Raw genomic sequence first — 23,010 nt, 5'->3', positions numbered from 1 at the left:
GGGACCGGTTGGTCAGGCACTGGCGAGCACAGCCGGAGCCGCTCGCCGCGGGCACCTCAGCGCGGCGGGTCCGCCGCCTCGGCCCGGCGCTCCAGTTCGTCGTCCGGCGCGCCGCCGATCCAGTCCTGGACGCGGCGGCGCGGCGCCGACCAGCGGCGGACGCGGCGGTACTCGCGCAGTGTCATCCGGGCGCGCGCCCGGTGGCGGCGCCGGTAGAAGCGGCGGGCCCAGACCGAGCACGGCCGGGCCAGTCTCAGCGCGCCGACGATCGCCACCGGGGGCACCAGCGTGCCCACGAGCGCCATCCACAGCTTCCCCTTGGACAGCGTGATCAGTACGAAGACGAAGCTGGAACCGAGAGTCAGCGCCAGCGTCGTCCGGTCCTGGCGTTCCTCCGCCGACAGCGAGTCGACGCCGAGGGGCGAGAAGCCGCTCAGGACGAGCAGGGCCAGCGCCGCGGCGAGGACCACGACCTCCACGCTCTGCCGGCCCTGCTCGGTCCAGTACACGTCGTCCAGATGCAGGATCAGCGCGAACTCGTCGAGGACCAGACCGGCGCCGATGCCGAAGATCACGGCGCACACCGCCGCCCCGACTCCGGATCTCGCGCTGCCGACCGCGCCGAAGCCGCCGATCACCATGAACACCACACCGGGCACCACATGGTGAATGTGCGTCCCGCCCGACCCGAGGTTGCGGAACGGCCCCTTCCCCGCCCGGATCAGACGGGTGATCATCCGCGTGATCAGAAAGGTCAGTACGAAGGAGGCCAGCACGAGCAGCATCGGGATCTTGCCCGGCTCGACGAAGTTCTGGTGGAACCAGGAACCCATGCCATCCGCCTCCACTCCGACCCTTTTGCTCGCCTATGGGCAACTTATCCTCTACGCGCCCGCCGGACCGCCCGCCCGCCCCGGCTACCCTTCGCGCGATGAGCGCCCCACGTTCGACGCACACGCCCGCCGACGGCATACGGTTCGCCTTCGGCACGCTCACCGCGCTCCCGGTCCAGGTCACCCGCTGGGACCGCGACGCCGCCCGTGCCGGGATGCTCGCGGCGCCGCTGGCCGGTCTTGCCGTGGGCCTGTGCGCCGCCGCCGTGGGCGGCGTACTGCTCCTGGCGGGCTCCGGGCCGCTGCTCGCCGCCGTGGCCACCACCGCCGTCCCCGCCGCGCTCACGCGGGGCCTGCATCTCGACGGTCTCGCCGACACCGCCGACGGACTCGGCAGCGCGAAACCGGCCGAGGACGCGCTGCGGATCATGAAGCAGTCGGACATCGGCCCATTCGGCGTGATCACCCTGCTGCTCGTCCTGCTGGCGCAGGTGGCCGCGCTGACGGAGCTGTACGACGAGGGCTGGGCGTACGGCGCCGTCGCCGCCGCCCTCGCGGCCGTCACCGCGCGGCTCGCGCTCACCCTGGCCGCGCGTACGGGCGTACCGGCCGCGCGACCCGACGGACTGGGCGCCGCCGTCGCCGGCTGTGTGCCCGCGCGGGCCGCGGCACTGGCGTCGCTGATCGTGACGGCGCTCGCCGCTGGGGCCTGCGGCGGCCTGTTCGGGGCGTACGGCGCCCTGCACCACGCCCTGGCCCTCGCGGCCGGTCTCGGCGCCGCCCAGGCGCTGCTCGCCCACTGTGTGCGCCGCTTCGGCGGTGTCACCGGGGATGTCTTCGGCGGCCTCGCCGAGACGGCGGCCACCGCGACTTTGATCGTCCTGACCTTGGGGTGACGAACCGTCGACCGGGGCCCGCGCCAAGGTTCCTGACGGTGCGTCAGCAACCGCACGCGGCGGCCGGTCCCGGCCGCCGCCGCGACTCGGCGTGAACACCGCGCGTAGGCTCGTCCGATGTGCTCCGCGGGCCGAATTACGATGCGGTGGGCACGGCCGGCCCCACGAACGACCGGCTTCCGCCGAATGAACTTCTATGGAAGCGAGATTTCACCACCGTGACTGCTCTCACTCTCAGCACAGCCGGCGCGGCGACATTGCGCGCCGACGCGATCGTCGTCGGCGTCGCCAAGGGAGCCAAGGGCCCGGCCGTCGCGCCTGGCGCCGAGGCCGTGGACAAGGCGTACGACGGCAAGCTCGCCTCCGTCCTGGAGTCCCTCGGCGCCACCGGTGCCGAGGGCGAGGCGACCAAGCTCCCGGCACCGTCCGGCTTCAAGGTCCCGATCGTCATCGCGGTCGGCCTCGGCACGGCCCCGAAGAAGGACGAGGCGTACGGCGCCGAGACCCTCCGCCGGGCCGCCGGTGTCGCCGCCCGTACGCTCTCCGGCGCCAAGAAGGCCGCGTTCGCGCTGCCCGTCGAGGCCGCCGATGACCTCGCGGCCGTCGCGGAGGGCGCGCTGCTCGGCGCGTACGCCTTCACCGCGTACCGCGGCGCCGAGAAGACCGCCAAGTCCGCCGGCGACAAGGGCGACGGCGGTGTGAAGCAGCCGCTCGGCGAGGTCGCGCTGCTCGGCGGCAAGCCCCGCGACAAGGCGCACAAGGCGGCCGTCGAGCGCGCGATCTCCCTGACCGAGGAGATCAACCGTGCCCGCGACCTGATCAACACCCCGCCGAACGACCTGTATCCGGAGACCTTCGCCGCCATCGCCACCGCGGCCGGCAAGGAGCACGGCGTCAAGGTCCAGGTCACCGACGAGAAGGCGCTCGTCAAGGGCGGCTACGGCGGCCTCCTCGGCGTCGGCCAGGGCTCGGAGCACGGCCCGCGCCTCGTACGCCTGGAGTACACGCACGCCAAGGCGAAGAAGACGATCGCCCTGGTCGGCAAGGGCATCACCTACGACTCGGGCGGCATCTCGCTCAAGCCGCCGGGCCACAACGAGACGATGAAGTGCGACATGAGCGGCGCCGCGGCCGTCCTCGCCGCCATCGTCTCGGCCGCCCGCCTCGGCCTCCAGGTCAACGTGACCGGCTGGCTGGCGCTGGCCGAGAACATGCCGTCGGGCACCGCGACGCGCCCCGGCGACGTCCTGCGTATGTACAGCGGCAAGACCGTCGAGGTCCTGAACACCGACGCCGAGGGCCGGCTCGTCCTCGCGGACGCGATCACCCGCGCCTCCGAGGAGAAGCCCGACGCGATCGTCGACGTGGCGACGCTGACCGGCGCCATGGTCGTGGCGCTGGGCAGCCGGACGTTCGGCATCATGTCGAACGACGAGGCGTTCCGTACCTCCGTGCACGAGATCGCCGAGGAGGTCGGCGAGGCGTCCTGGCCGATGCCGCTGCCGACCGAACTGCGCAAGGGCATGGACTCCCCCACCGCCGACATCGCGAACATGGGCGAGCGCATGGGCGGCGGCCTGGTCGCCGGACTGTTCCTCAAGGAGTTCGTGGGCGAGGGCATCACCTGGGCGCACCTGGACATCGCAGGCCCGGCCTTCCACGAAGGCGCCCCGTACGGCTACACGCCCAAGGGCGGCACGGGCTCGTCGATCCGCACGCTCGTGAAGCTCGCCGAGCGCACCGCCGCGGGCGACCTGGGCTGATCGAGGACCGCCGCCGACCCGCGGCCGGCCCCGGCCGCCCAAGGGAATGCGTGATCCGCCCCGCTGGTTCCAGTTGAGTGCTGGGGCAGCGGGGCGGGCCCGTTTCGATCGCGGCATCCGTACTGAGGACGCGTCGGTATGTGTGCGACACACGTACGGCGTGTGTACGGGCATCCGCAAGAGCACCCGTACGAGTCAGTAACCCCTGTTGACGGCCGGCCGGCCGTCTCAGACCCCGGCCCCGCGTCCCGCCGCCCTCCGACAAGTGCGAAGATGGGTTCTCGGCAGGACAGGGCCCCGACCACAGGGCCGACGAAACAGCGGCCGAACACCAGCCGCCGCCCGGTCATCGACCGCGCCCGGCGCACATGCATGGAGGACGTGACGTGGCGAACGACGCCAGCACCGTTTTCGACCTAGTGATCCTCGGCGGCGGTAGCGGCGGTTACGCCGCGGCGCTGCGCGGAGCGCAGCTGGGCCTGGACGTCGCCCTGATCGAGAAGAACAAGCTCGGCGGCACCTGCCTGCACAACGGCTGCATCCCTACGAAGGCCCTGCTGCACGCCGGCGAGATCGCCGACCAGGCGCGCGAGGCCGACCAGTTCGGTGTCAAGGCCACCTTCGACGGCATCGACATCGCGGGGGTCCACAAGTACAAGGACGAGGTCGTCTCCGGCCTCTACAAGGGCCTTCAGGGCCTGATCGCCTCCCGCAAGGTGACCTACATCGAGGGCGAGGGCCGGCTCTCGTCGCCGACCTCCGTCGACGTCGACGGGCGCCGGGTCCAGGGCCGTCATGTCCTGCTCGCCACCGGCTCCGTACCGAGGTCGCTGCCCGGCCTGGAGATCGACGGGCAGCGGATCATCTCCTCCGACCACGCGCTGAAGCTGGACCGCGTCCCGCAGTCCGCGATCGTCCTGGGCGGCGGCGTCATCGGCGTCGAGTTCGCCTCGGCGTGGAAGTCCTTCGGTACGGACGTCACCGTCATCGAGGGCCTCAAGCACCTCGTGCCGGTCGAGGACGAGAACAGCTCCAAGCTCCTGGAGCGCGCCTTCCGCAAGCGCGGCATCAAGTTCAACCTCGGCACCTTCTTCGACAAGGCCGAGTACACGCAGGACGGTGTGCGCGTCACGCTGGCCGACGGCAAGACCTTCGAGGCGGAGGTGCTGCTGGTCGCGATCGGCCGCGGCCCGGTCTCGCAGGGCCTCGGCTACGAGGAGCAGGGTGTCGCGATGGACCGCGGCTTCGTGCTCGTGGACGAGTACATGCGGACGAACGTGGAGACGATCTCGGCCGTCGGTGACCTCGCCCCGACGCTCCAGCTCGCGCACGTCGGCTTCGCCGAGGGCATCCTCGTCGCGGAGCGGCTGGCGGGCCTGCAGACCGTCCCCGTCGACTACGACGGCGTGCCCCGGGTGACGTACTGCCACCCCGAGGTCGCCTCCGTCGGTATCACCGAGGCCAAGGCCAAGGAGATCTACGGTGCGGACAAGGTCGTCGCTCTGAAGTACAACCTGGCGGGCAACGGCAGGAGCAAGATCCTGAAGACCGCGGGCGAGATCAAGCTCGTCCAGGTCAAGGACGGTGCCGTCGTCGGCGTCCACATGGTCGGTGACCGGATGGGCGAGCAGGTCGGCGAAGCACAGCTGATCTACAACTGGGAGGCTCTGCCGGCCGAGGTCGCGCAGCTCATCCACGCGCACCCGACGCAGAACGAAGCCCTCGGCGAGGCCCACCTGGCCCTGGCCGGCAAGCCGCTCCACTCCCACGACTGATGCGTCAGTCCGGGCGCGACGACCTTTACCGCACTTCCCCTCGCGCGGCGCTCGGCGCCGGCTGGGGAGATCCCACCGTTAGGAGCAAGTGAGACCATGGCGGTTTCCGTAACCCTGCCGGCGCTCGGCGAGAGCGTCACCGAGGGCACTGTCACCCGCTGGCTGAAGGCCGAGGGCGAACGCGTGGAGGCCGACGAGCCGTTGCTCGAGGTCTCCACGGACAAGGTCGACACCGAGATCCCGGCGCCCGCCGCCGGGGTCCTCGCGTCGATCAAGGTCGCCGAGGACGAGACGGTCGAGGTCGGCGCCGAGCTGGCCGTCATCGACGACGGTTCGGACGGCGGTGCCGCCCCGGCGGCGCCGCAGCAGGCCGCGGCTCCGGCCGAGCCGGCTCCCGCGCCGGCTCCCGCCCCCGTCCAGCAGGCCCCTGCGGCGCCCGAGGCTCCGGCGCCCGCGCCGGCTCCCGCCGCGCCGGCCGGTGCCGCCGCGGGCACCGACGTCACGCTCCCTGCGCTCGGCGAGAGCGTCACCGAGGGCACCGTCACCCGCTGGCTCAAGGAGGTCGGCGAGGCGGTCGAGGCCGACGAGCCCCTGCTTGAGGTCTCCACGGACAAGGTCGACACCGAGATTCCCGCCCCGGTCTCCGGTGTGCTGCTGGAGATCACGGTCGGCGAGGACGAGACCGCCGAGGTCGGCGCGAAGCTGGCCGTGATCGGCGCCGAGGGTGCCGCTCCGGCGGCTGCCCCCGCACCGGCTCCGGCGGCTCCTGCCGCGGCTCCGGCTCCCGCGCCGGCTGCTCCCGCACCCGCACCGAAGCAGGAGGCCCCGGCGCCCGCGCCCGCCCCCGCGGCTCCGGTCGCGGCGCCCGCACCGGCCGCCGCTCCCGCCCCGCCGGCACCCGCGGCGCCCGCCGCCACGGCCGCTCCTTCCGTCCCCGCCGCGGCTCCCGTCGACGACGGCGCGTATGTGACGCCGCTGGTTCGCAAGCTCGCCGCCGAGAACGGGGTCGACCTGGCCTCGGTCAAGGGCACCGGCGTCGGTGGCCGTATCCGTAAGCAGGACGTCGTCGCCGCCGCGGAGGCCGCCAAGGCCGCCGCCCGCGCCGCGGCTCCCGTGGCCGCCCCTGCCCCCGCCGCGTCGAAGGCCCCCAAGCTGGAGGTCTCCCCGCTGCGTGGCCAGACGGTCAAGATGCCGCGCATGCGCAAGGTCATCGGCGAGAACATGATGAAGGCGCTGCACGGCCAGGCTCAGTTGACGTCGGTCGTCGAGGTCGACATCACGAAGCTGATGAGGCTGCGCGCGCAGGCCAAGGACTCCTTCGCCGCCCGCGAGGGCGTCAAGCTGTCCCCGATGCCGTTCTTCGTCAAGGCCGCGGCCCAGGCGCTGAAGGCGTACCCGGTGGTCAACGCCCGTATCAACGAGGACGAGGGCACCATCACGTACTTCGACTCGGAGAACATCGGCATCGCCGTGGACTCCGAGAAGGGTCTGATGACGCCGGTCATCAAGGGCGCGGGCGATCTGAACCTCGCCGGCATCGCCAAGAAGACCGCCGAGCTGGCGGGCAAGGTCCGCGGTAGCAAGATCACGCCGGACGAGCTGTCCGGCGCGACCTTCACCATCAGCAACACCGGTTCGCGCGGGGCACTGTTCGACACGATCATCGTGCCCCCGAACCAGGTCGCCATCCTGGGAATCGGCGCGACGGTCCGCCGTCCGGTGGTCATCAACCACCCGGATCTCGGCGAGACGATCGCGGTGCGCGACATGGTCCACGTCGTGCTCTCCTACGACCACCGGCTGGTGGACGGCGCGGACGCCGCCCGTTACCTGGTCGCGGTCAAGGCGATCCTGGAGGCGGGCGAGTTCGAGGTCGAGCTCGGCCTGTAGTCCCCGCCCGGCAGACGTACACGACGGCGCCCCCGCCCGGAGAGATCCGGTCGGGGGCGCCGTCGTGCGTCGAACGCACCGCCCCATGACCGATCGGGGAGCGCCCCGGGAGGGGTAATCTCGGCGTCGGTCACCCGAAGGAGCACCGACATGATCCCGCCCGTCGTCCAGTCGCTGCGCGAGCAGATCCGCGAGCACATCGTGGAGGGCATCGTCAGCGGACGCTGGAAGCCGGGTGAACGGATCGTCGAGCGGCGGATCGCGACCGAGCTGGCGGTCAGCCAGACGCCCGTACGTGAGGCGCTGCGCGAGCTGGAGTCGCTGCGGCTGATCGAGTCGGCGCCGAACAAGGGCGTGCGGGTACGGAATCTGACCGCCGCCGATCTTGAGGAGAGCTACCCCGTGCGGGCCGGCCTGGAGCAGATCGCGGCCGAACTGGCCGCCGAGCGGCTCGCGGAGGACACCACCGCCCTGGAGCCGCATGTGACGGCGCTGTACGAGGCCGACCGGCGGGCCGACGGGACGGCGCAGGTGCGGCACACCGTCGACTTCCACCGGGAGCTCGTGCGTGCCGCGGGGAACAGCGTGCTGCTGCACACCTGGGAGGGGCTCGGCATCGAGGTCTTCACGGCGCTGTCGATCCGGTGGCTGGGTACCGTCCAGCAGTCGTACGCCGAGGAGCACCAGGAACTGGTCGAAGCCTTCCGCCGCCGCGATCCCCACATCGGCGCGCTGGTGAAGGACCATGTGCTCGGATGCGCGCCGCGCGCCTGACCGGGCGCCCGGTTCGCCCCGCTTCGCTACGTCACCGGGTGCCCCATCTTGGGACACTGGATGCCAATTTCTTCAGATCCTGAAGTTTTCCTGCCAAAGCTTTGATCGATCATCGATCAGCGACTTACAGTCGACATCGGGCCGCACCCGGCCCGTCGCCCTGTCCTGCCAGACAAGGCTCATCCCAACTCTTCACCACCCCCTCCAGTTGGCCGGAAGGCGGCGACCATGCCCGACCCCGTAGGCAAGCTTCCGAGCGAGCTCGACCAGCTCCCGGACCGCGACGCCGAGGAAACCGCCGAATGGGCGGCCTCTCTCGACGCCGTCACCGAGCATGCGGGCCCGCACCGTGCGGCGTACCTGATGCGGCGCACGTTCCAGCACGCCGAGAGCACCGGCGTTCCGGTGCCCGCCCTGCTGGAGACGGACTATCTCAACACCATCCCGACCGCCGCCGAGCCCGCCTTCGAAGGCGACGAGGCGATGGAGTCCCGGATCGCCGGCTGGAACCGCTGGAACGCGGCCGCCATGGTCACCCGTGGCTCACGCCTCGGCGTCGGCGGGCACATAGCGACCTTCGCCTCCGCCGCCTGGCTCTACGAGACGGGCTTCAACCACTTCTTCCACGGCAAGGAGGGGGACGGCTCCGGCGACCAGCTCTACATCCAGGGCCACGCGTCCCCCGGCATCTACGCCCGCGCGTTCCTCGACGGCCGTCTCACCGAGGAGCACCTCGACAACTTCCGCCAGGAGGCGGGCGGTAAGGGCCTCCCCTCCTACCCGCACCCCCGGCGGCTGCCCTGGCTGTGGGAGTTCCCCACGGTCTCCATGGGCCTCGGCCCGCTCTCCGCGATCTACCAGGCGCGTTTCAACCGCTACCTGACGAACCGCGGGATCAAGGACATCTCCGCCTCCCACGTATGGGCGTTCCTCGGCGACGGCGAGATGGACGAGCCCGAGTCGACGGCGGCACTCGCCCTGGCGGCCCGCGAAGGGCTCGACAACCTCACCTTCGTCATCAACTGCAACCTCCAGCGCCTCGACGGCCCCGTCCGCGCCAACTTCAAGATCGTGCAGGAGCTGGAGTCCCAGTTCCGCGGCGCGGGCTGGAACGTCATCAAGTCGCTGTGGGGCTCCGCCTGGGACGAGCTGTTCGCGCTCGACACCACGGGCGCCCTCGTACGGAGGCTGCGCGCCGTACCGGACGCGCAGTTCCAGACGTACGCGACCCGCGACGTGGCGTACATCCGTGAGCACTTCTTCGGCGCCGAGCCCGCGCTCGTCGAGCTGTCGAAGCTGCTGACCGACGCGAAGATCGACGAGTGCTTCCACTCCTCGCGCGGCGGCCACGAGGCCCGCAAGGTGTACGCGGCCTACCGCGCGGCGCTCGCCCACAAGGGCGCGCCGACCGTGGTCCTCGCGCAGACGGTGAAGGGCTACACGCTCGGCACCGGCTTCGAGTCGCGCAACGCCAACCACCAGATGAAGAAGCTCTCGGGCGAGCAGTTCCGCACCATGCGGGACCTGCTGGAACTGCCCATCCCCGACTCGAAGCTGAACGAAGAGCTGGTGCCGTACGCCCACCCCGGCGCCGACTCCCCCGAGGTCCGCTATCTGCAGGAGCGGCGTGCCGAGCTCGGCGGGCCCGCCCCGGCCCGCCGAGTGCATGCCGTCGCCCTGCCCGAGCCGTCCGAGAAGGCGTTCCAGACCGTCTACAAGGGTTCCGGCAAGCAGTCGGTCGCCACGACCATGGCGTTCGTCCGGCTGGTGAAGGACCTGATGCGGGACAAGGAGACCGGCAGGCGCTGGGTCCCGATCGTCCCGGACGAGGCGCGTACGTTCGGTATGGAGGCGCTGTTCCCGTCGGCGGGCATCTATTCGCCGCTGGGCCAGACGTACGACCCGGTCGACCGCGACCAGATCATGTACTACAAGGAGGCCAAGGACGGCCAGATCCTCAACGAGGGGATCACCGAGGCCGGTTCGATGGCCGACTTCATCGCCGCCGCCACGTCGTACGCGACGCACGGCGAGACGATGATCCCGTTCTACATCTTCTACTCGATGTTCGGCTGGCAGCGCACGGGCGACCAGCTGTGGCAGCTCGCCGACCAGCTCGGCAAGGGCTTCGTCGTCGGGGCGACCGCCGGCCGTACGACCCTGACGGGCGAGGGCCTCCAGCACGCGGACGGCCACTCGCACCTGCTCGCGGCGACGAACCCGGCATCGCTCAACTACGACCCGGCGTTCGCGTACGAGATCGCGGTCATCGTCAAGGACGGTCTGCGGCGGATGTACGGCCCCGCCCCCGAGGACGTCTTCTACTACCTGACCGTCTACAACGAGCCGATGCCGCAGCCCGCCATGCCCGAGGGCGTGGAGGAGGGCATCGTCAAGGGCCTGTACCGCTTCAAGGAGGGCGTGCCCGCCAAGGCGGACTCGCCACGACTCCAGCTCCTCGCCTCCGGTACCGCCATCCACTGGGCTCTCGACGCCCAGCGGATGCTCTCCGACGAGTGGGGTGTCACTGCCGACGTCTGGTCGGCGACGTCCTGGGGCGAGCTGCGCAGGGAGGCCCTGGAGTGCGACGAGGCGCTGCTGCGCGGCGAGCAGCGCACGCCGTACGTGACGCGGACCCTGGACGGGGCGCCTGGTCCGGTGCTGGCCGTCAGCGACTGGATGCGCCAGGTGCCCGACCAGATCAGCCAGTGGGTCGAGCAGGACTACTCCTCGCTCGGTACGGACGGCTTCGGTCTCTCCGACACCCGTGAGGCGGCCCGCCGGCACTTCGGCGTCGACGCCGGGTCGATCACGGTCGCGGCGCTGGCGCAGCTCGCGCGGCGCGGCGAGGTGCCCGCGTCGGCGGTGAAGGAGGCGCGGGAGCGCTACGGCCTCTGAGCCCGGCGACGAGGACACGTCCTCTGTAAGGAAGCTGCTTCGGCCGGCCCCGCCACGGGTCGGCCGAAGCCGCTTCCTTATGAGGTGACTTTCCGGCCATGCTTGACCCTGACACCGTGTGAAGCCGTGCAGTAGGGGACGTCATGTTCACCATCGGAGACTTCGCCAGGTACGGCCGTGTGTCGGCCCGCATGCTGCGTCATTACGACGCGATCGGGCTGCTGCGTCCGGCCAGGACCGACCCGTACAGCGGCTACCGCCACTACACGGCGGCCCAGCTCGCCCAGCTCAACCGGATCATCGCCCTGAAGGATCTCGGCTTCACGCTCCAGCAGGTGCGGGAGATCCTGGAGGACCGCGTGAACCCGGACGAACTGCGCGGGATGCTGACGCTGCGGCGGGCCGAGCTGGAGGCCGCCATGGCGGCTACCGCCGCCACGCTGGTCCAGGTCGAGGCGAGGCTCCGGTCGATCGAGAGTGAGGGGCGTATGCCCAGCGAAGACGTTGTCGTGAAGAGCGTTCCATCAGTACGGGTGGCCGAACTGACCGCCGTGGCCGCCACGTACGGACCCCAGGACATCAGCCCGGTGATCGTTCCTCTGTACGAGGAGCTGTTCCGGCGCCTGGAGGCGGCCGGCGTGGCTCCGACGGGGCCCGGCATCGCCTGCTACGAGGACGCCCCCGAGGGGAACGGCGCGGTCGTCGTCCACGCGGGAGTGGTGGTCGCCGCCGACCCGGCGCCGGGCCAGGACTTCGAGATCCGGGACCTGCCTCCCATCGAGCGGGCCGCGACGATCGTGCACCGGGGGTCGATGGACACGATCATGCCGACGGGCCAGATCCTGGCCCGCTGGATCGACACGGGCGGCCACCGCTCGGCCGGGTACGCGCGCGAGGTCAACCTCGAATGCCCTGAGGACAAGGACAAGTGGGTGACGGAGCTCCAGGAGCCGCTGGCGTAACGCCCTCGCCCGGCCACGGGCGGCGCGCGTGGACAATGGGTCCATGCGCGCTGCCCGGCTGATCAAGATGGTGCTGCTCCTCCAGGCGCGGCCCGCCATGACCGGGGCCGAGCTGGCACAGGAGCTTGAGGTGTCCGAGCGCACCGTCACGCGCGACGCGCTGGCCCTCTCGGAGGCCGGAGTGCCGGTCTACGCGGACCGGGGGCGCTCGGGTGGCTACCGGCTAGTGGGCGGCTACCGTACGCGCCTCACGGGCCTCGCACGGGGCGAGGCGGAGGCCCTGTTCCTCTCGGGGCTGCCGAACGCGCTCCGTGAGATGGGCCTGGAGGACGCGGCGTCCGCCGCCCGCCTGAAGGTGTCGGCCGCGCTGCTCCCCTCCCTGCGGGGCGCGTCGGACTCCGCGGCGCAGCGTTTCCACCTCGACGCACCGGGCTGGTACACCGAGCCGCGGACACCGCAGTGGCTGCCCGCCGTCGCCGAGGCCGTCTGGGACGACCGGACCGTCATCGCCCGCTACCGGCGCCAGGACGCCGAGGTGGAGCGGGAGTTGGCACCGTACGGACTCGTGCTCAAGGCGGGCGTCTGGTACCTCTGCGCCCGCGCCGGCGCGTCCTTCCGGGTCTACCGGATCGACCGCTTCACCGACGTCACGCTCTTGGAGGACCGCTTCGAGCGGGACGAGTCCTTCGACCTGCCCGCCTTCTGGGAAGAGCGGGCCGCGCAGTTCGCCCGGTCGATCCTCCGTACGGAGGTGGTGCTCCGGCTCTCCCCCGATGGCCTGCGCCGGCTGCCGTACGTGACCGACCGGGCCTCGGCCGAGGAGGCCGCCGCCGCGGCCGGCCCCCCGGACGACGACGGCTGGACGACGCTCACGCTGCCGGTCGAGTCGGCCGACGTGGCGTTCTCCCAGCTCTTCGGCTTCGGGCCGGAGTTGGAGGTGCTGGAGCCGGCGGAGCTGCGTGCCCGCTTCGCCGACTCCGCCGACCGCACCGCGCGTCTCTACCGGTAGCCGTCCATGGGGATCTCCGTACCGGGCGCCGCCGCCTCGGCCGCCATGTAGCCCCACATGTCCGGCCTGCTGCCGTCCACGTCCGTGACGCCGTACTCCTTCGCCAGCTGCCCGCTGGAGAGCGACTGCCCGGCCCAGCGCTCCCGCTCCGGGTCGGCGACGAGCGCCGCGACTCCCCGCCCCAGATACACCGGCGTCTCCGAGAGCGCGAAGTGCCGCTCGATCTTGATTCCGTCCCGCCAGTTCTTCTCGGTGATGCCGAAGCCGTCGAGCATCTCCTCGGACCGCAGGAAGCCGGGGGTGACGGCGACAGCCGTGCCGCCCACCTCCTTCAGCTCCTCGGCCAGCAGATAGGCCATCCGGATCGGGGCGTTCTTGGCGAGGTCGTAGTAGAAGTTCTCGCGCGGCCTCCGGTTCGACTCGGCGGTGCCGTCGGTCACCTCGATCACCAGGCCGCCCGGCCGCCGTACGAGCAGTGGGAGCGCGACGCTGCTGGTGATCAGATGGGTCTTCACCCCGAGGTCGAGCATCCGCAGCCCGCGCTCCAGGTCGATGTCCCACAGAGGGGTCTTGAAGTCGAGGAGCTGGTTCCCGCCCCACACGTCGTTGACCAGCACATCCAGCCGGCCCTGCTCCCGGTCGATCCGCTCCACCAGGGCCCGTACCCGCTCGGCCTCCAGATGGTCGGTCGGTACGGCGATGCCCTCGCCGCCCGCGCGGGTGACCAGTTCGGCGGTCTCCTCGATGGTCTCCGTCGTCCGCCCCACCTCGCTGACCCGCTCGCGCGTGGTGCGCCCCGTCACGTACACGGTCGCCCCGGCGGCACCCAGCTCCACGGCGATCGCCCGGCCCGCGCCCCGGGTGGCCCCGGCCACCAGTGCGATCTTCCCTGTCAGCGGCTTGTCGCGGTTGTCGGTCATCAGGCGGCTCCTTCTCGGTCGGTCTTTCCCTGTGACCGTTCCACGGAAAGGAGACATCTTCTGTCCGGCTTCCACATGATCCGGCTGCCAGGCGATCGCATCCTCCGTTCGGCCGCCCGGCGCGGATCTCGCCCGCTTTCCGCGCTCCGCGTGCGCCGCCCTCCGGCAACCACGATGCTGTACCCGTGACCGACGAGACGGAGTTCTGGGAGATCATCGACGCCACGCGCGAGGCCGCCGGCGGCGACCCGGACGAGCACGCCGATCTCCTCGTGGAACGGCTGCTCCAGCTGGACCCCGACTCGGTCCTGGACTTCGCCCGGCACTTCGAGACCCGCTACAACCGCGCGTACCAGTGGGATCTGTGGACGGCGGCCGCGATCCTGCTCGGCGGCGCGAGCGACGACGCCTTCGACTACTTCCGCTGCTGGCTCATCGGCCAGGGCCGGGAGGTCTTCGAGGGCGCGGTGCACGATCCGGACAGCCTCGCGGACCTGATCGGCGAGTTCGACGAGGAGATCGACGGCGACGGCGAGGAACTGGGCTACGCGGCGGACGAGGCGTACGAGCAGCTCACCGGCGCCGTCGCGCCCGACCTGGGGGTCGGCGCGCAGGCCCCGGAGCCCGAGGGCACACCGATCGACTTCGAGGACTCACAGGCGCTCGCCGACCGGCTTCCCCGCCTCTGGGAGCGGTTCGGCGTCGACTGACGCACGCGCCCTCACACGTCCAGCGAACGGCCCATGAGCACGTCGTCCACGTACCGTCTGTCCAGGAAGAACTCCCCCGGCAGCACGCCCTCCACCACGAAGCCCTCCGACTCGTAGAGCGCACGCGCCGGCTTGTTGTGCCCGAGCACCCGCAGCGTCATCCGTACCGCGCCCTCACCGCGCGCCCTCTCCATCGCCGCGCGCAGCAGCCGCCGCGCCACGCCACGGCCGCGCGCCCACTCGTGCACGGCGAGGCCCTGGATCTGCCGGACGTGCGCGTTGCAGGCGAGCGAGGTGGGCGGCACCAGCCGGAGGTAGCCGGCCGTCCGGCCGTCGAGCTCCGCGATCAGGTAGTCCCGCGGCCGGTGACGCGCGTCGAAGAACGGCTCGAACGGCGGCTCCTGCCTGGGCGTCACCGCGTGCAGAGACGACCACGTGTCGTGGTCGAGGCGGCTCAGCGCGTCGTCGTCCGACGAAAGAGCGGCGCGTATGAGAGGTTCCGGCATACCGGCAACTGTCCCATGTGGGCGCGTACCGGCAGGATGGTTTTCATGAGGATCGCGATCACCGGCTCCACCGGGCTCATCGGCACGGCGCTCACGCGCTCCCTGCGATCCGACGGGCACGAGGTGGTCCGCCTGGTCCGGCACCCCTCCCGCGCGGGCGACGAGGTCGAGTGGGACCCCGTGCGGCAGTACGTGGACGTGAGCGGGCTCTACGGCTGCGAGGCCGTCGTGCATCTCGCGGGCGCGGGGGTCGGCGACCACCGGTGGACCGCGGCGTACAAGCAGAAGATCAGGGACAGCCGCGTCCTCGGTACGGCGGCGATCGCCGAGGCCGTGGCGTCCCTCGACACCCCGCCGAAGGTCCTGGTGTGCGGTTCGGCCATCGGTTTCTACGGCGACACCGGCGACCGCCCGGTGGACGAGTCGGCGCCCGCCGGCGAGGGCTTCCTGCCCTCCGTGTGCGTCGAGTGGGAGGGAGCGGCGGCCTCGGCGGCGGAGGCGGGCGTACGGACGGTGTTCGGCCGCACGGGGCTCGTGGTGGCCCGCGAAGGCGGGGCGTGGGGGCGGCTGTTCCCCATCTTCCGGGCGGGTCTTGGCGGCCGGCTGGGCAACGGGCGGCAGTACTGGAGCTTCATCTCCCTGCACGACCATGTGGCGGCCCTGCGGCACCTGATCGACACGGAGTCCCTGTCGGGCCCGGTGAACCTCACGGCCCCGGAACCGGTGACGAACCGCGAGGTCACGGCGGCGATGGCGCGCGTGCTGCACCGCCCGACGCTCTTCGCGGTACCGCCGGTGGCGCTGCGGGTGGCGCTGGGGGGCTTCGCGGAGGACGTACTGGGCAGCCAACGGGTGCTGCCGGGGCGGCTGTTGGAGTCGGGGTTCACGTTCGCGTTCCCAAGGATCGACGAGGCAATCACCGCGGCGTTGCGCGTGTAACGCGGGTTTCGGATTTCGGTTGCTGTTCGTTGCCGGGGGCGGGGGTCGGGGCCTCCGGAGGGGTATGTCCGGACGGCGTGATTTACGGCGCGTGCCACGCTCGTTGGACCCGATGCGCCCTCCTTGTTCACGCACCACAAATCAGCCTGAGTGTCCGAACACACCCCTCCTGCACCCCCGCCCCCCTCACACCGTCGCGTGGCACTGTTCCAACCCCGCACCGGTCCGCGGGATGAAAGGGGGACGGGCAGGGGTCGTGTCCGGACACTCAGGCTGATTTGTGTCGCGTGGACAACCCGGCTCCCCCGGGTCCAACGAGGGGTGCACGCGGCGTAAATCACGCCGTCCGGGCATGACCCCGGAGCGGCACCCGGACACCCACCCGCACCACGAACCCCCGCCGGAGGCGGACGCGCGCCGGAGGCGACCCCGCACCCCAACAACCCCGCAACCGCCGGACGGCAAGCCGTGCGCCCCGCACGCACCGATGCCCCCACCACTGCGCGACTGCGAAGGGCCGGTTCCCTTCCTAGTCTCGACCCGCACTCGGGTATTCCCTGAGTGGGGGCGAGGCACCCGCCCCGGCCCGTACAGCCGCGCCGACCTCGGGGAGGGGCACGTGCTCAACACTGAACATCACGCGGACGTCGTCATCATTGGCGCCGGAATCGCAGGTCTGTCGGCAGCCCATCAGCTCACCCGCGCCGGCGTAACAGTCACCGTCCTGGAGGCCGCCCCTTACATCGGCGGCAGGATGGCCACCGACCACCTCGACGGCTTCCGGCTCGACCGCATAGGTCAGTTGCTCAACACCTCGTACCCGGAGCTGCTCCGTACGCCCGCGCTGACGGACGCCGCGCTGCGGCTGTTCTCGCCGGGCGTGCTCGTCCACAGCGAGGGACGGCACCACCGCGCGGGCGTCACCGTCAGCGCGGGGAGCGCGCGGGGCGCACTCACCGCCGCACGCGCCCTGGCAAGCGCCCCACGCGCCAGGACGGCACGGACCCGCGTCCCCGGCGGCGTCAGGGCCGCCCGGATCGCCTCCCGCCCCCCGCTGGGCAACGCGCTCGACCAGGCCCGCCTCCACGCGGCCTTCGGCCGCCTCGCGACGACGCCGGTCAATCGGCTGCTGGCCCGCCCCGAACGCCCCGCCCTCGCCGCGCTCTCCGCACGCGGACTGCCCGCGCGGACCATCGACGGTTTCGTACGCCCGCTGCTGTCCGCGCTGCTCTGCGACCCGGACCTCACCACCTCCAGCCGCTGCGCGGACCTGGCACTGCGGAGCTTCTCGCGGGGCCGGCTGTGTGTCCCCGAGGGCGGCGCCGCCGCCCTGCCTGAGCGGCTCGCGGCCACGCTGCCGCCCGGCACGGTGCGGACGGGTGTGTGCGTGACGGACGCGTCGATCAGCTCCGTCGGCACGAAGGAGCACGGCGAGATCTCCTGCCGCTCCCTGCTCGTGGCGACGGGCGCCCGCGCCGCCGCCGAACTGCTGCCGGGCCTGCGGGTGCCGGACTTCCACCCCGTGACGGTCCTTCACCACACAGCCCCCACGCCCCCGATGACCGAACCGGCACTGCTCCTGGACGGCGACCGGCGCGGCGGCCCCGTCGCACACACGACGGTCATGAGCGCGGTGGACCCGTCGCGCGCCCCGGCGGGCCGGTCGCTGATCTCCTCGACGGTGCTCGGGCTCCGTACGCCGCCTCCCGAGGCCGAACTCGACGCCCAGGTACGCGCGCATCTCGCGACGCTGTACGGCACGTCCACGGCCGACTGGGAGCTGCTGGCCGTCCAGCACGACCCGGAGGCGGTCCCCGCCATGCCGGCGCCGCACGATCTGTGCCGCCAGGTGCGACTGCTGTCGGGGCTGTACGTGTGCGGGGACCACCGCGATACGAGCACCGTCCAGGGCGCGCTCTCGTCGGGCCGCAGGGCCGCGTACGCGATCCTGGCGGACCTGGGCGTACGCCCCGGCGACGGACCCGTCCAGCTCCCCACAGCGGCCTAGAGCGCCCGCTCCGGAACAGCCGCAGATCCGCGCCCCCGCTCAGCCGAACGCCGCGATCCGGTCACGGTAGTTGCGTACCGCGGCCGCTTCCCGGTACGGCTCCAGCCGCCGTTCGAAGTCCCGTACGTAGTCCACCGCGCGCGCCGACCGGATCTCCGTCGCCTGCTGCGCCGCCTCCGCTCCCAGCGCGCACGCCTGGTCCAGCTCACCGAGCCCCAGGCGGGCGCAGGCCAGCACCACCCGGCAGAAGAGTCGGCTGCGTGCGAAGGCGGGAGACCGTAACTGAAGCGCGCGCTCCGCGTGCTGGACGGCCGCGCGGTACTGCTGGAGATCGCGGTAGCAGTGGCCGAACTCGTCCGCGAGCTGCCCTTCGTCGAAGGTGCGCGCCCAGTGCGGCACCTCGTCGCCGGGCCGCGCCGACTCCAGGGCGCGCTCGGCCCGCGCGAGCGAGGTGGTGCAGGCCCGCGCCTCGCCGAGCACCGCGTGCCCGCGCGCCTCGACGGAGTGCAGCAGCGCCTGCACCACGGGCGGCGCGGACGAGCCGACGCCCTGCTGGGCGACGCGGGCGAGCTGGACCGCCTCCCGGCCGTGCCCGAGGTAGACAGCCTGGCGGCTCATCGTGATCAGCACGAACGAGCCGTACGCCCGGTCGCCCGCCGCCTGGGACAGCCGCAGCGCCTGTACGAAGTAACGCTGGGCGAGTCCGTGCGCGGCGATGTCGTACGAGGTCCAGCCGGCCAGCCTGGTCAGGTCGGCCGCGGCGGCGAACAGCCGTCGCCCGGTGGCCTCGCCGTACACGCCGCGCAGCATCGGCTCGCACTCGTGCTCCAGGTACCTGACGAGCGCCTGGCGGGCATGGCCGCCGCCGTACGCCTGGTCCAGGGTGCGGAACAGCTCGCTGACGGACCGGAGGGCGGCGACGTCGCCGCCGCCCACCCGCTGCCCGGCGACGCGGTCCGTCTGCCGGGCCGACATCCCGGCGGGGACGGCCTGAGGCGGCACGGTGGCACGGCCCTGGAGGGGCACCCGGGCACTCGCGGCGCCGTCCCCCGCGCGGCCGGGCCCCGAGCCTCCGCCTCCGTAGGAGGACGATGCCCCGTACGGCGACGCGCCCCCGCCCCCGGCCGTCGCCAGCCGGTGACCCGTGGGCTGGCCCGGCACATGAGCCGGGGCGGCGGTCCCCTGCGCGGCGGACGCCTCGTGCCCGACCCGCTCGTCCGCGCGGCCGATCAGCCAGTCGCGGCTCGGCACGACGAGCCCAGCCGGGGTGAACGCGATCTTCCGGAGCTCCGCGTGGCTCCCCGAGTCCTTGCGCCAGAGCCCGCCGACGATGTCGACGGCCTCCTCGGGGGTCGCCGCGAACTCCAGCCCCGCGTACACGGGCGCGCAGGCGTCCAGGCCCAGGTCCTGCGCCGAGAGCCGCCGGCCGAGGCGTCGTGTGAAGACCTCGGCGATCAGTGCGGGCGTGGTGCCGCGTGGCTGCTGACCGCGCAGCCACCGCGTGACGGATGTCTTGTCGTATCGCAGATCGAGGCCATGTTCCAGCCCGAGCTGGTCCACCCTGCGGGCGAGGCCCGCGTTGGAGAAACCGGCTTCTGCGATGAGCGCGGCGAGCTGGCGGTTGGGGATGCGCTGCGGAGGTCGTTCCGACATCAGCTGTACGGTCTCCTGCCTTCCGGGCCCCGAGAGCAGCCCTCATGGAACGGCGCGAATTTAGCGGTCCGAGCTGCCCACACAGTCGCCTTCGCACCACATTCATCCGATCGTGTGAGGATTGTGGGCTTTGCTGACGTACCGCACCCACCGGTCCTGTATAGCCCTCCCGGCCCCCGCGGGCCTGCCGGACCACTCCGCGGAACGCGGTCGTACAGTGGCTGAGGCGCGATATGTGCACGTGCCCGGTTGTCGCGGGGACACCCAGGATCACACCCGCAGGACACCGGGCGCAGACGAAGGAGGCAATGCCGTGAGTGAGCTGCGGTTCGTCCGTCTGGGCTTCGGCGACGACGCCGTCGAGTACCTGGAGGCGTGGGAGAAGCAGCGCGAGGTCCACGCGGCCCGCTACGCGGACGAGATCCCCGACACCTGCCTGCTGCTCGAACATCCGCCCGTCTATACGGCGGGGCGGCGTACCGAGGACAGTGAACGCCCGCTGGACGGCACTCCCGTCGTGGACGTCGACCGCGGCGGCAAGATCACCTGGCACGGTCCGGGCCAGCTCGTCGGCTATCCGATCCTGAAGCTGCCGCGCCCCGTGGACGTGGTCGCGCACGTACGCCGTCTCGAAGAGGCGCTGATCCGTACGGCGGCCGACTTCGGCGTGGCGACGACCCGGGTCGAGGGCCGCAGCGGCGTGTGGGTGCTCGGCGATCCGGTGGAGGAGCGCCCGGCCCTGGGCGGTCTGTCGCTGGACTTCGATCCCCGGCTGACGGACGGGGAGTTCGACCCCCGGCTGAACGGGCCGGAGTACGCCCCCTCCAACGCGGGACAGCGCCGCGAGGACCGCAAGCTCGCCCAGATCGGCATCCGTGTCGCGAAGGGCGTCACGATGCACGGCTTCTCGATGAACGTGAACCCGGACAACACCTGGTTCGACAAGATCGTGCCGTGCGGGATCCGGGACGCGGGCGTGACCTCGCTCTCGTACGAACTGGGCCACGACCTCACCGTCGCCGAGGTGCTCCCCGTGGTGGAGCACCATCTGCGGAACGTCCTGGAGCAGGCGGAGCCGAAACCTCGCGACATCGAGGCGGAGGCGGCCATCAGGGCGGCGGCCGATGCGAAGTCCGCGGCCGGGGTCAAGTCCGAGCTCGTGGCCAAGGCCGATGCCAGCGCCGTCGTGCAGCCGGCGCGCGCCTGACCTGTCGGCGCCAAGCCACCGACCACGCAATACCAAGCAATCAACGGGCGTACTCTGGTGTTCACCGAAGATTCGAATGCCGCGCCAGCAGAGAGAGGTGCCGGACGTGTCCGCTGTCGCACCCGACGGACGCAAGATGCTGCGCCTGGAGGTCCGGAACAGCCAGACCCCCATCGAGCGCAAGCCCGAGTGGATCAAGACCCGGGCGAAGATGGGGCCCGAGTACACCAAGATGCAGCAGCTCGTGAAGGGCGAGGGTCTGCACACCGTGTGCCAGGAGGCCGGTTGTCCCAACATCTACGAGTGCTGGGAGGACCGCGAGGCGACCTTCCTCATCGGCGGTGACCAGTGCACGCGCCGCTGTGACTTCTGCCAGATCGACACCGGCAAGCCCCAGGCACTGGACCGCGACGAGCCGCGCCGGGTCGGCGAGTCCGTCGTCACGATGGACCTGAACTACGCCACGATCACCGGCGTCGCCCGCGACGACCTGGCGGACGGCGGCGCGTGGCTGTACGCGGAGACCGTCCGCCAGATCCACGCGCAGACCGCCGACCGCCCGGCCGGCCGTACGAAGGTCGAACTCCTCATCCCCGACTTCAACGCCGAGCCCGAGCAGCTCGCCGAGGTCTTCTCCTCGCGCCCCGAGGTGCTCGCGCACAACGTCGAGACGGTGCCGCGGATCTTCAAGCGGATCCGCCCCGGCTTCCGCTACGAGCGCTCCCTCGACGTCATCACACGGGCCCGCGAGGCCGGCCTGATCACGAAGTCCAATCTGATCCTCGGCATGGGCGAGACCCGTGAAGAGGTCAGCGAGGCGCTGCGCGATCTGCACGAGGCGGGCTGCGAGCTCATCACGATCACGCAGTATCTGCGGCCCTCCCCGCGTCACCACCCGGTCGAACGCTGGGTGAAGCCGCACGAGTTCGTGGAGCTGAAGGACGAGGCCGACGCGATCGGCTACTCCGGCGTGATGTCGGGGCCGCTGGTCCGGTCCTCGTACCGCGCGGGACGCCTGTTCCAGCAGGCGACCGAGCGTCGTGGCGCGCACACCGTCCCCCAGGCGGTGTGAATCCGAGCACAAGTGGCTACTCGACAGTAACGGCCGCACCGCCGCGGCCCGTACTCTCCCCGCAGGTAAGGGGCCGAGTACGGGCCGCGGCGGCGTTCCGAGGTACGGCTTCGGGCATTCACGGCCGTTTGACCGCTTGGTCACGCACTGGTAACACCGAGGAGTAACCCTCGTTGTCAAGCACACCTCACCCCGCACTCGCACTCGTTCCTAGGGGGAACAGCCACCATGCAGGCCGCGCCGGTACGACCCGTCACCGAGGTGATGGCGGCAGCCAGCCGCCCCAACGCCCTGCCCTCCGTCGCCACCGCCCTGCGCGCCATGGAGTCGCTCCTCATGAGCGGCGGCCAGCGCACAGCCCGCAGGAACGCCTGGACCGCCGTCCTTGAGGACCGCCGCAGGGCCAAGGACCGAGACGAGACGCGGCACGTACTGGAGGCCGTGTCGGGCCGTCCTTCCTGAGCCACGTAAACTTCGGTTATGGCGAGGAAGGAAAACGCAGACACTGCGGCGGAAACTGGGCGACTGAAGCAGATCGCCCTCACCTACAAGATGACCCGACGGGTCGACAAGAAGGTCGGTCTCGTCCTCGCGGGCGTGGGCATCGTGACCTTCGGCGTCCTCCTCGCGATCGGCTTTCTGGTCGGTCACCCCATTTATCTGGGCATTCTGGGCTTCATTCTGGCCTTCCTCGCGATGGCGATCGTCTTCGGACGCCGCGCCGAGCGTGCTGCCTTCGGGCAGATGGAGGGCCAGCCGGGAGCGGCGGCGGCCGTGCTGGAGAACGTGGGCCGTGGCTGGTCCACCACCCCCGCGGTCGCGATGAACCGCAGCCAGGACGTGATCCACCGCGCGGTCGGCAAAGCCGGCATCGTCCTGGTGGCCGAGGGCAACCCGAACCGGCTGAAGAGCCTGCTGGCGGCCGAGAAGAAGAAGATGGCGCGCATCGTCGTCGATGTGCCGGTGCACGACATCATCGTGGGCGACGGCGAGGGCCAGGTACCACTCAAGAAGGTCCGCACGACGATGCTCAAGCTGCCCCGGGTGCTCTCCGGCCCGCAGGTGACGGCCGCCAACGACCGGCTGCGGGCGATGGGCGACCTGATGAGCAACATGCCGCTGCCGAAGGGCCCGATGCCGAAGGGCATGCGGATGCCGCGCGGCGGAAAGATGCGCTGAACGAACGTATGGAGGG

The 23,010-nt window shown here is 71.5% G+C and carries 19 protein-coding genes; 15 read left to right on the top strand and 4 right to left on the bottom strand.

Translation table 11 applies throughout. The features are described from left to right. Window positions 1-56 precede the first annotated feature (56 nt). Window positions 57-833, bottom strand: coding sequence for a hypothetical protein (locus ACFWV8_RS33210; RefSeq protein ID WP_384212921.1), 777 nt, complete (start codon window positions 831-833; stop codon window positions 57-59). Window positions 834-931: 98 nt separating this feature from the next. Here ACFWV8_RS33210 and ACFWV8_RS33205 point away from each other — a divergent pair, with 98 nt between their 5' ends. The 8 genes from ACFWV8_RS33205 to ACFWV8_RS33170 all read left to right on the top strand — a co-directional run bounded on the left by ACFWV8_RS33205 (window position 932) and on the right by ACFWV8_RS33170 (window position 12,800). After that, window positions 932-1,729 (top strand): adenosylcobinamide-GDP ribazoletransferase, encoded by a 798-nt coding sequence (locus ACFWV8_RS33205; RefSeq protein WP_384212918.1) that lies wholly within the window; start codon window positions 932-934, stop codon window positions 1,727-1,729. Window positions 1,730-1,947: 218 nt separating this feature from the next. Continuing rightward, entirely contained in the window at window positions 1,948-3,492 is a 1,545-nt protein-coding gene (locus tag ACFWV8_RS33200; RefSeq protein WP_384212915.1) for a leucyl aminopeptidase, read from the top strand. 386 nt (window positions 3,493-3,878) lie between these two features. Then, the gene (gene lpdA / locus ACFWV8_RS33195) at window positions 3,879-5,267 is read left to right on the top strand and encodes a dihydrolipoyl dehydrogenase (RefSeq protein WP_329388714.1); all 1,389 of its coding nucleotides are present in this window, start codon (window positions 3,879-3,881) and stop codon (window positions 5,265-5,267) included. A 96-nt stretch (window positions 5,268-5,363) separates the two neighbouring features. Continuing rightward, the gene (gene sucB, locus ACFWV8_RS33190) at window positions 5,364-7,157 is read left to right on the top strand and encodes a 2-oxoglutarate dehydrogenase, E2 component, dihydrolipoamide succinyltransferase (protein ID WP_384212912.1); all 1,794 of its coding nucleotides are present in this window, start codon (window positions 5,364-5,366) and stop codon (window positions 7,155-7,157) included. 150 nt (window positions 7,158-7,307) lie between these two features. Continuing rightward, window positions 7,308-7,931: a GntR family transcriptional regulator gene (locus ACFWV8_RS33185; RefSeq protein WP_329388710.1), complete on the top strand. Its 624-nt coding sequence runs from the start codon at window positions 7,308-7,310 to the stop codon at window positions 7,929-7,931. A gap of 228 nt (window positions 7,932-8,159) precedes the next feature. Beyond that, window positions 8,160-10,829 carry a pyruvate dehydrogenase (acetyl-transferring), homodimeric type gene (aceE, locus tag ACFWV8_RS33180; RefSeq protein ID WP_384212909.1) on the top strand — a complete coding sequence of 890 codons (2,670 nt, stop codon included), beginning with the start codon at window positions 8,160-8,162 and terminating at the stop codon, window positions 10,827-10,829. Between the two features lie 143 nt (window positions 10,830-10,972). Further along, complete coding sequence (locus tag ACFWV8_RS33175) at window positions 10,973-11,791, top strand: MerR family transcriptional regulator (RefSeq protein WP_384212906.1); 819 nt, start codon at window positions 10,973-10,975, stop codon at window positions 11,789-11,791. Between the two features lie 43 nt (window positions 11,792-11,834). Beyond that, the gene (locus ACFWV8_RS33170; RefSeq protein ID WP_384212903.1) at window positions 11,835-12,800 is read left to right on the top strand and encodes a helix-turn-helix transcriptional regulator; all 966 of its coding nucleotides are present in this window, start codon (window positions 11,835-11,837) and stop codon (window positions 12,798-12,800) included. Here the strand turns inward: ACFWV8_RS33170 and ACFWV8_RS33165 are convergent. Next, on the bottom strand, window positions 12,791-13,720 hold the full coding sequence (locus ACFWV8_RS33165; protein ID WP_384212901.1) for an SDR family oxidoreductase: 930 nt from the start codon (window positions 13,718-13,720) through the stop codon (window positions 12,791-12,793). The two genes, ACFWV8_RS33170 and ACFWV8_RS33165, sit on opposite strands and share 10 nt — an antisense overlap. A gap of 185 nt (window positions 13,721-13,905) precedes the next feature. Here ACFWV8_RS33165 and ACFWV8_RS33160 point away from each other — a divergent pair, with 185 nt between their 5' ends. Next, complete coding sequence (locus ACFWV8_RS33160; RefSeq protein ID WP_329388700.1) at window positions 13,906-14,430, top strand: DUF4240 domain-containing protein; 525 nt, start codon at window positions 13,906-13,908, stop codon at window positions 14,428-14,430. Between the two features lie 11 nt (window positions 14,431-14,441). Here ACFWV8_RS33160 and ACFWV8_RS33155 read toward each other — a convergent pair whose 3' ends face one another. Then, a complete protein-coding gene (locus ACFWV8_RS33155) occupies window positions 14,442-14,936 on the bottom strand; it encodes a GNAT family N-acetyltransferase (RefSeq protein WP_384212897.1) in 495 nt (164 codons plus the stop codon). Window positions 14,937-14,972: 36 nt separating this feature from the next. Here ACFWV8_RS33155 and ACFWV8_RS33150 point away from each other — a divergent pair, with 36 nt between their 5' ends. Both ACFWV8_RS33150 and ACFWV8_RS33145 read left to right on the top strand, forming a co-directional pair. Further along, on the top strand, window positions 14,973-15,875 hold the full coding sequence (locus tag ACFWV8_RS33150; RefSeq protein ID WP_384212893.1) for a TIGR01777 family oxidoreductase: 903 nt from the start codon (window positions 14,973-14,975) through the stop codon (window positions 15,873-15,875). Window positions 15,876-16,494: 619 nt separating this feature from the next. Next, window positions 16,495-17,883, top strand: coding sequence for an NAD(P)/FAD-dependent oxidoreductase (locus ACFWV8_RS33145; RefSeq protein WP_384212890.1), 1,389 nt, complete (start codon window positions 16,495-16,497; stop codon window positions 17,881-17,883). A gap of 39 nt (window positions 17,884-17,922) precedes the next feature. Here the strand turns inward: ACFWV8_RS33145 and ACFWV8_RS33140 are convergent, their stop codons facing one another. Continuing rightward, window positions 17,923-19,536, bottom strand: a complete 1,614-nt coding sequence (locus tag ACFWV8_RS33140; protein WP_384212886.1) for a regulator — start codon at window positions 19,534-19,536, stop codon at window positions 17,923-17,925. A 313-nt stretch (window positions 19,537-19,849) separates the two neighbouring features. Between ACFWV8_RS33140 and lipB the strand changes: the two genes are divergently transcribed. The 4 genes from lipB to ACFWV8_RS33120 all read left to right on the top strand — a co-directional run bounded on the left by lipB (window position 19,850) and on the right by ACFWV8_RS33120 (window position 22,994). Beyond that, entirely contained in the window at window positions 19,850-20,743 is an 894-nt protein-coding gene (gene lipB / locus ACFWV8_RS33135; protein ID WP_384212883.1) for a lipoyl(octanoyl) transferase LipB, read from the top strand. A 106-nt stretch (window positions 20,744-20,849) separates the two neighbouring features. Then, complete coding sequence (gene lipA / locus ACFWV8_RS33130; protein WP_384212880.1) at window positions 20,850-21,815, top strand: lipoyl synthase; 966 nt, start codon at window positions 20,850-20,852, stop codon at window positions 21,813-21,815. A gap of 228 nt (window positions 21,816-22,043) precedes the next feature. After that, complete coding sequence (locus ACFWV8_RS33125) at window positions 22,044-22,277, top strand: hypothetical protein (protein WP_384212877.1); 234 nt, start codon at window positions 22,044-22,046, stop codon at window positions 22,275-22,277. 18 nt (window positions 22,278-22,295) lie between these two features. Further along, complete coding sequence (locus ACFWV8_RS33120) at window positions 22,296-22,994, top strand: DUF4191 domain-containing protein (protein WP_329388684.1); 699 nt, start codon at window positions 22,296-22,298, stop codon at window positions 22,992-22,994. Window positions 22,995-23,010: the final 16 nt, after the last annotated feature.

The sequence above is a fragment of the Streptomyces sp. NPDC058665 genome, assembly GCF_042714995.1.
Taxonomy (GTDB): Bacteria; Actinomycetota; Actinomycetes; order Streptomycetales; family Streptomycetaceae; genus Streptomyces.
This window is presented reverse-complemented; position numbering and strand designations above follow the sequence as displayed.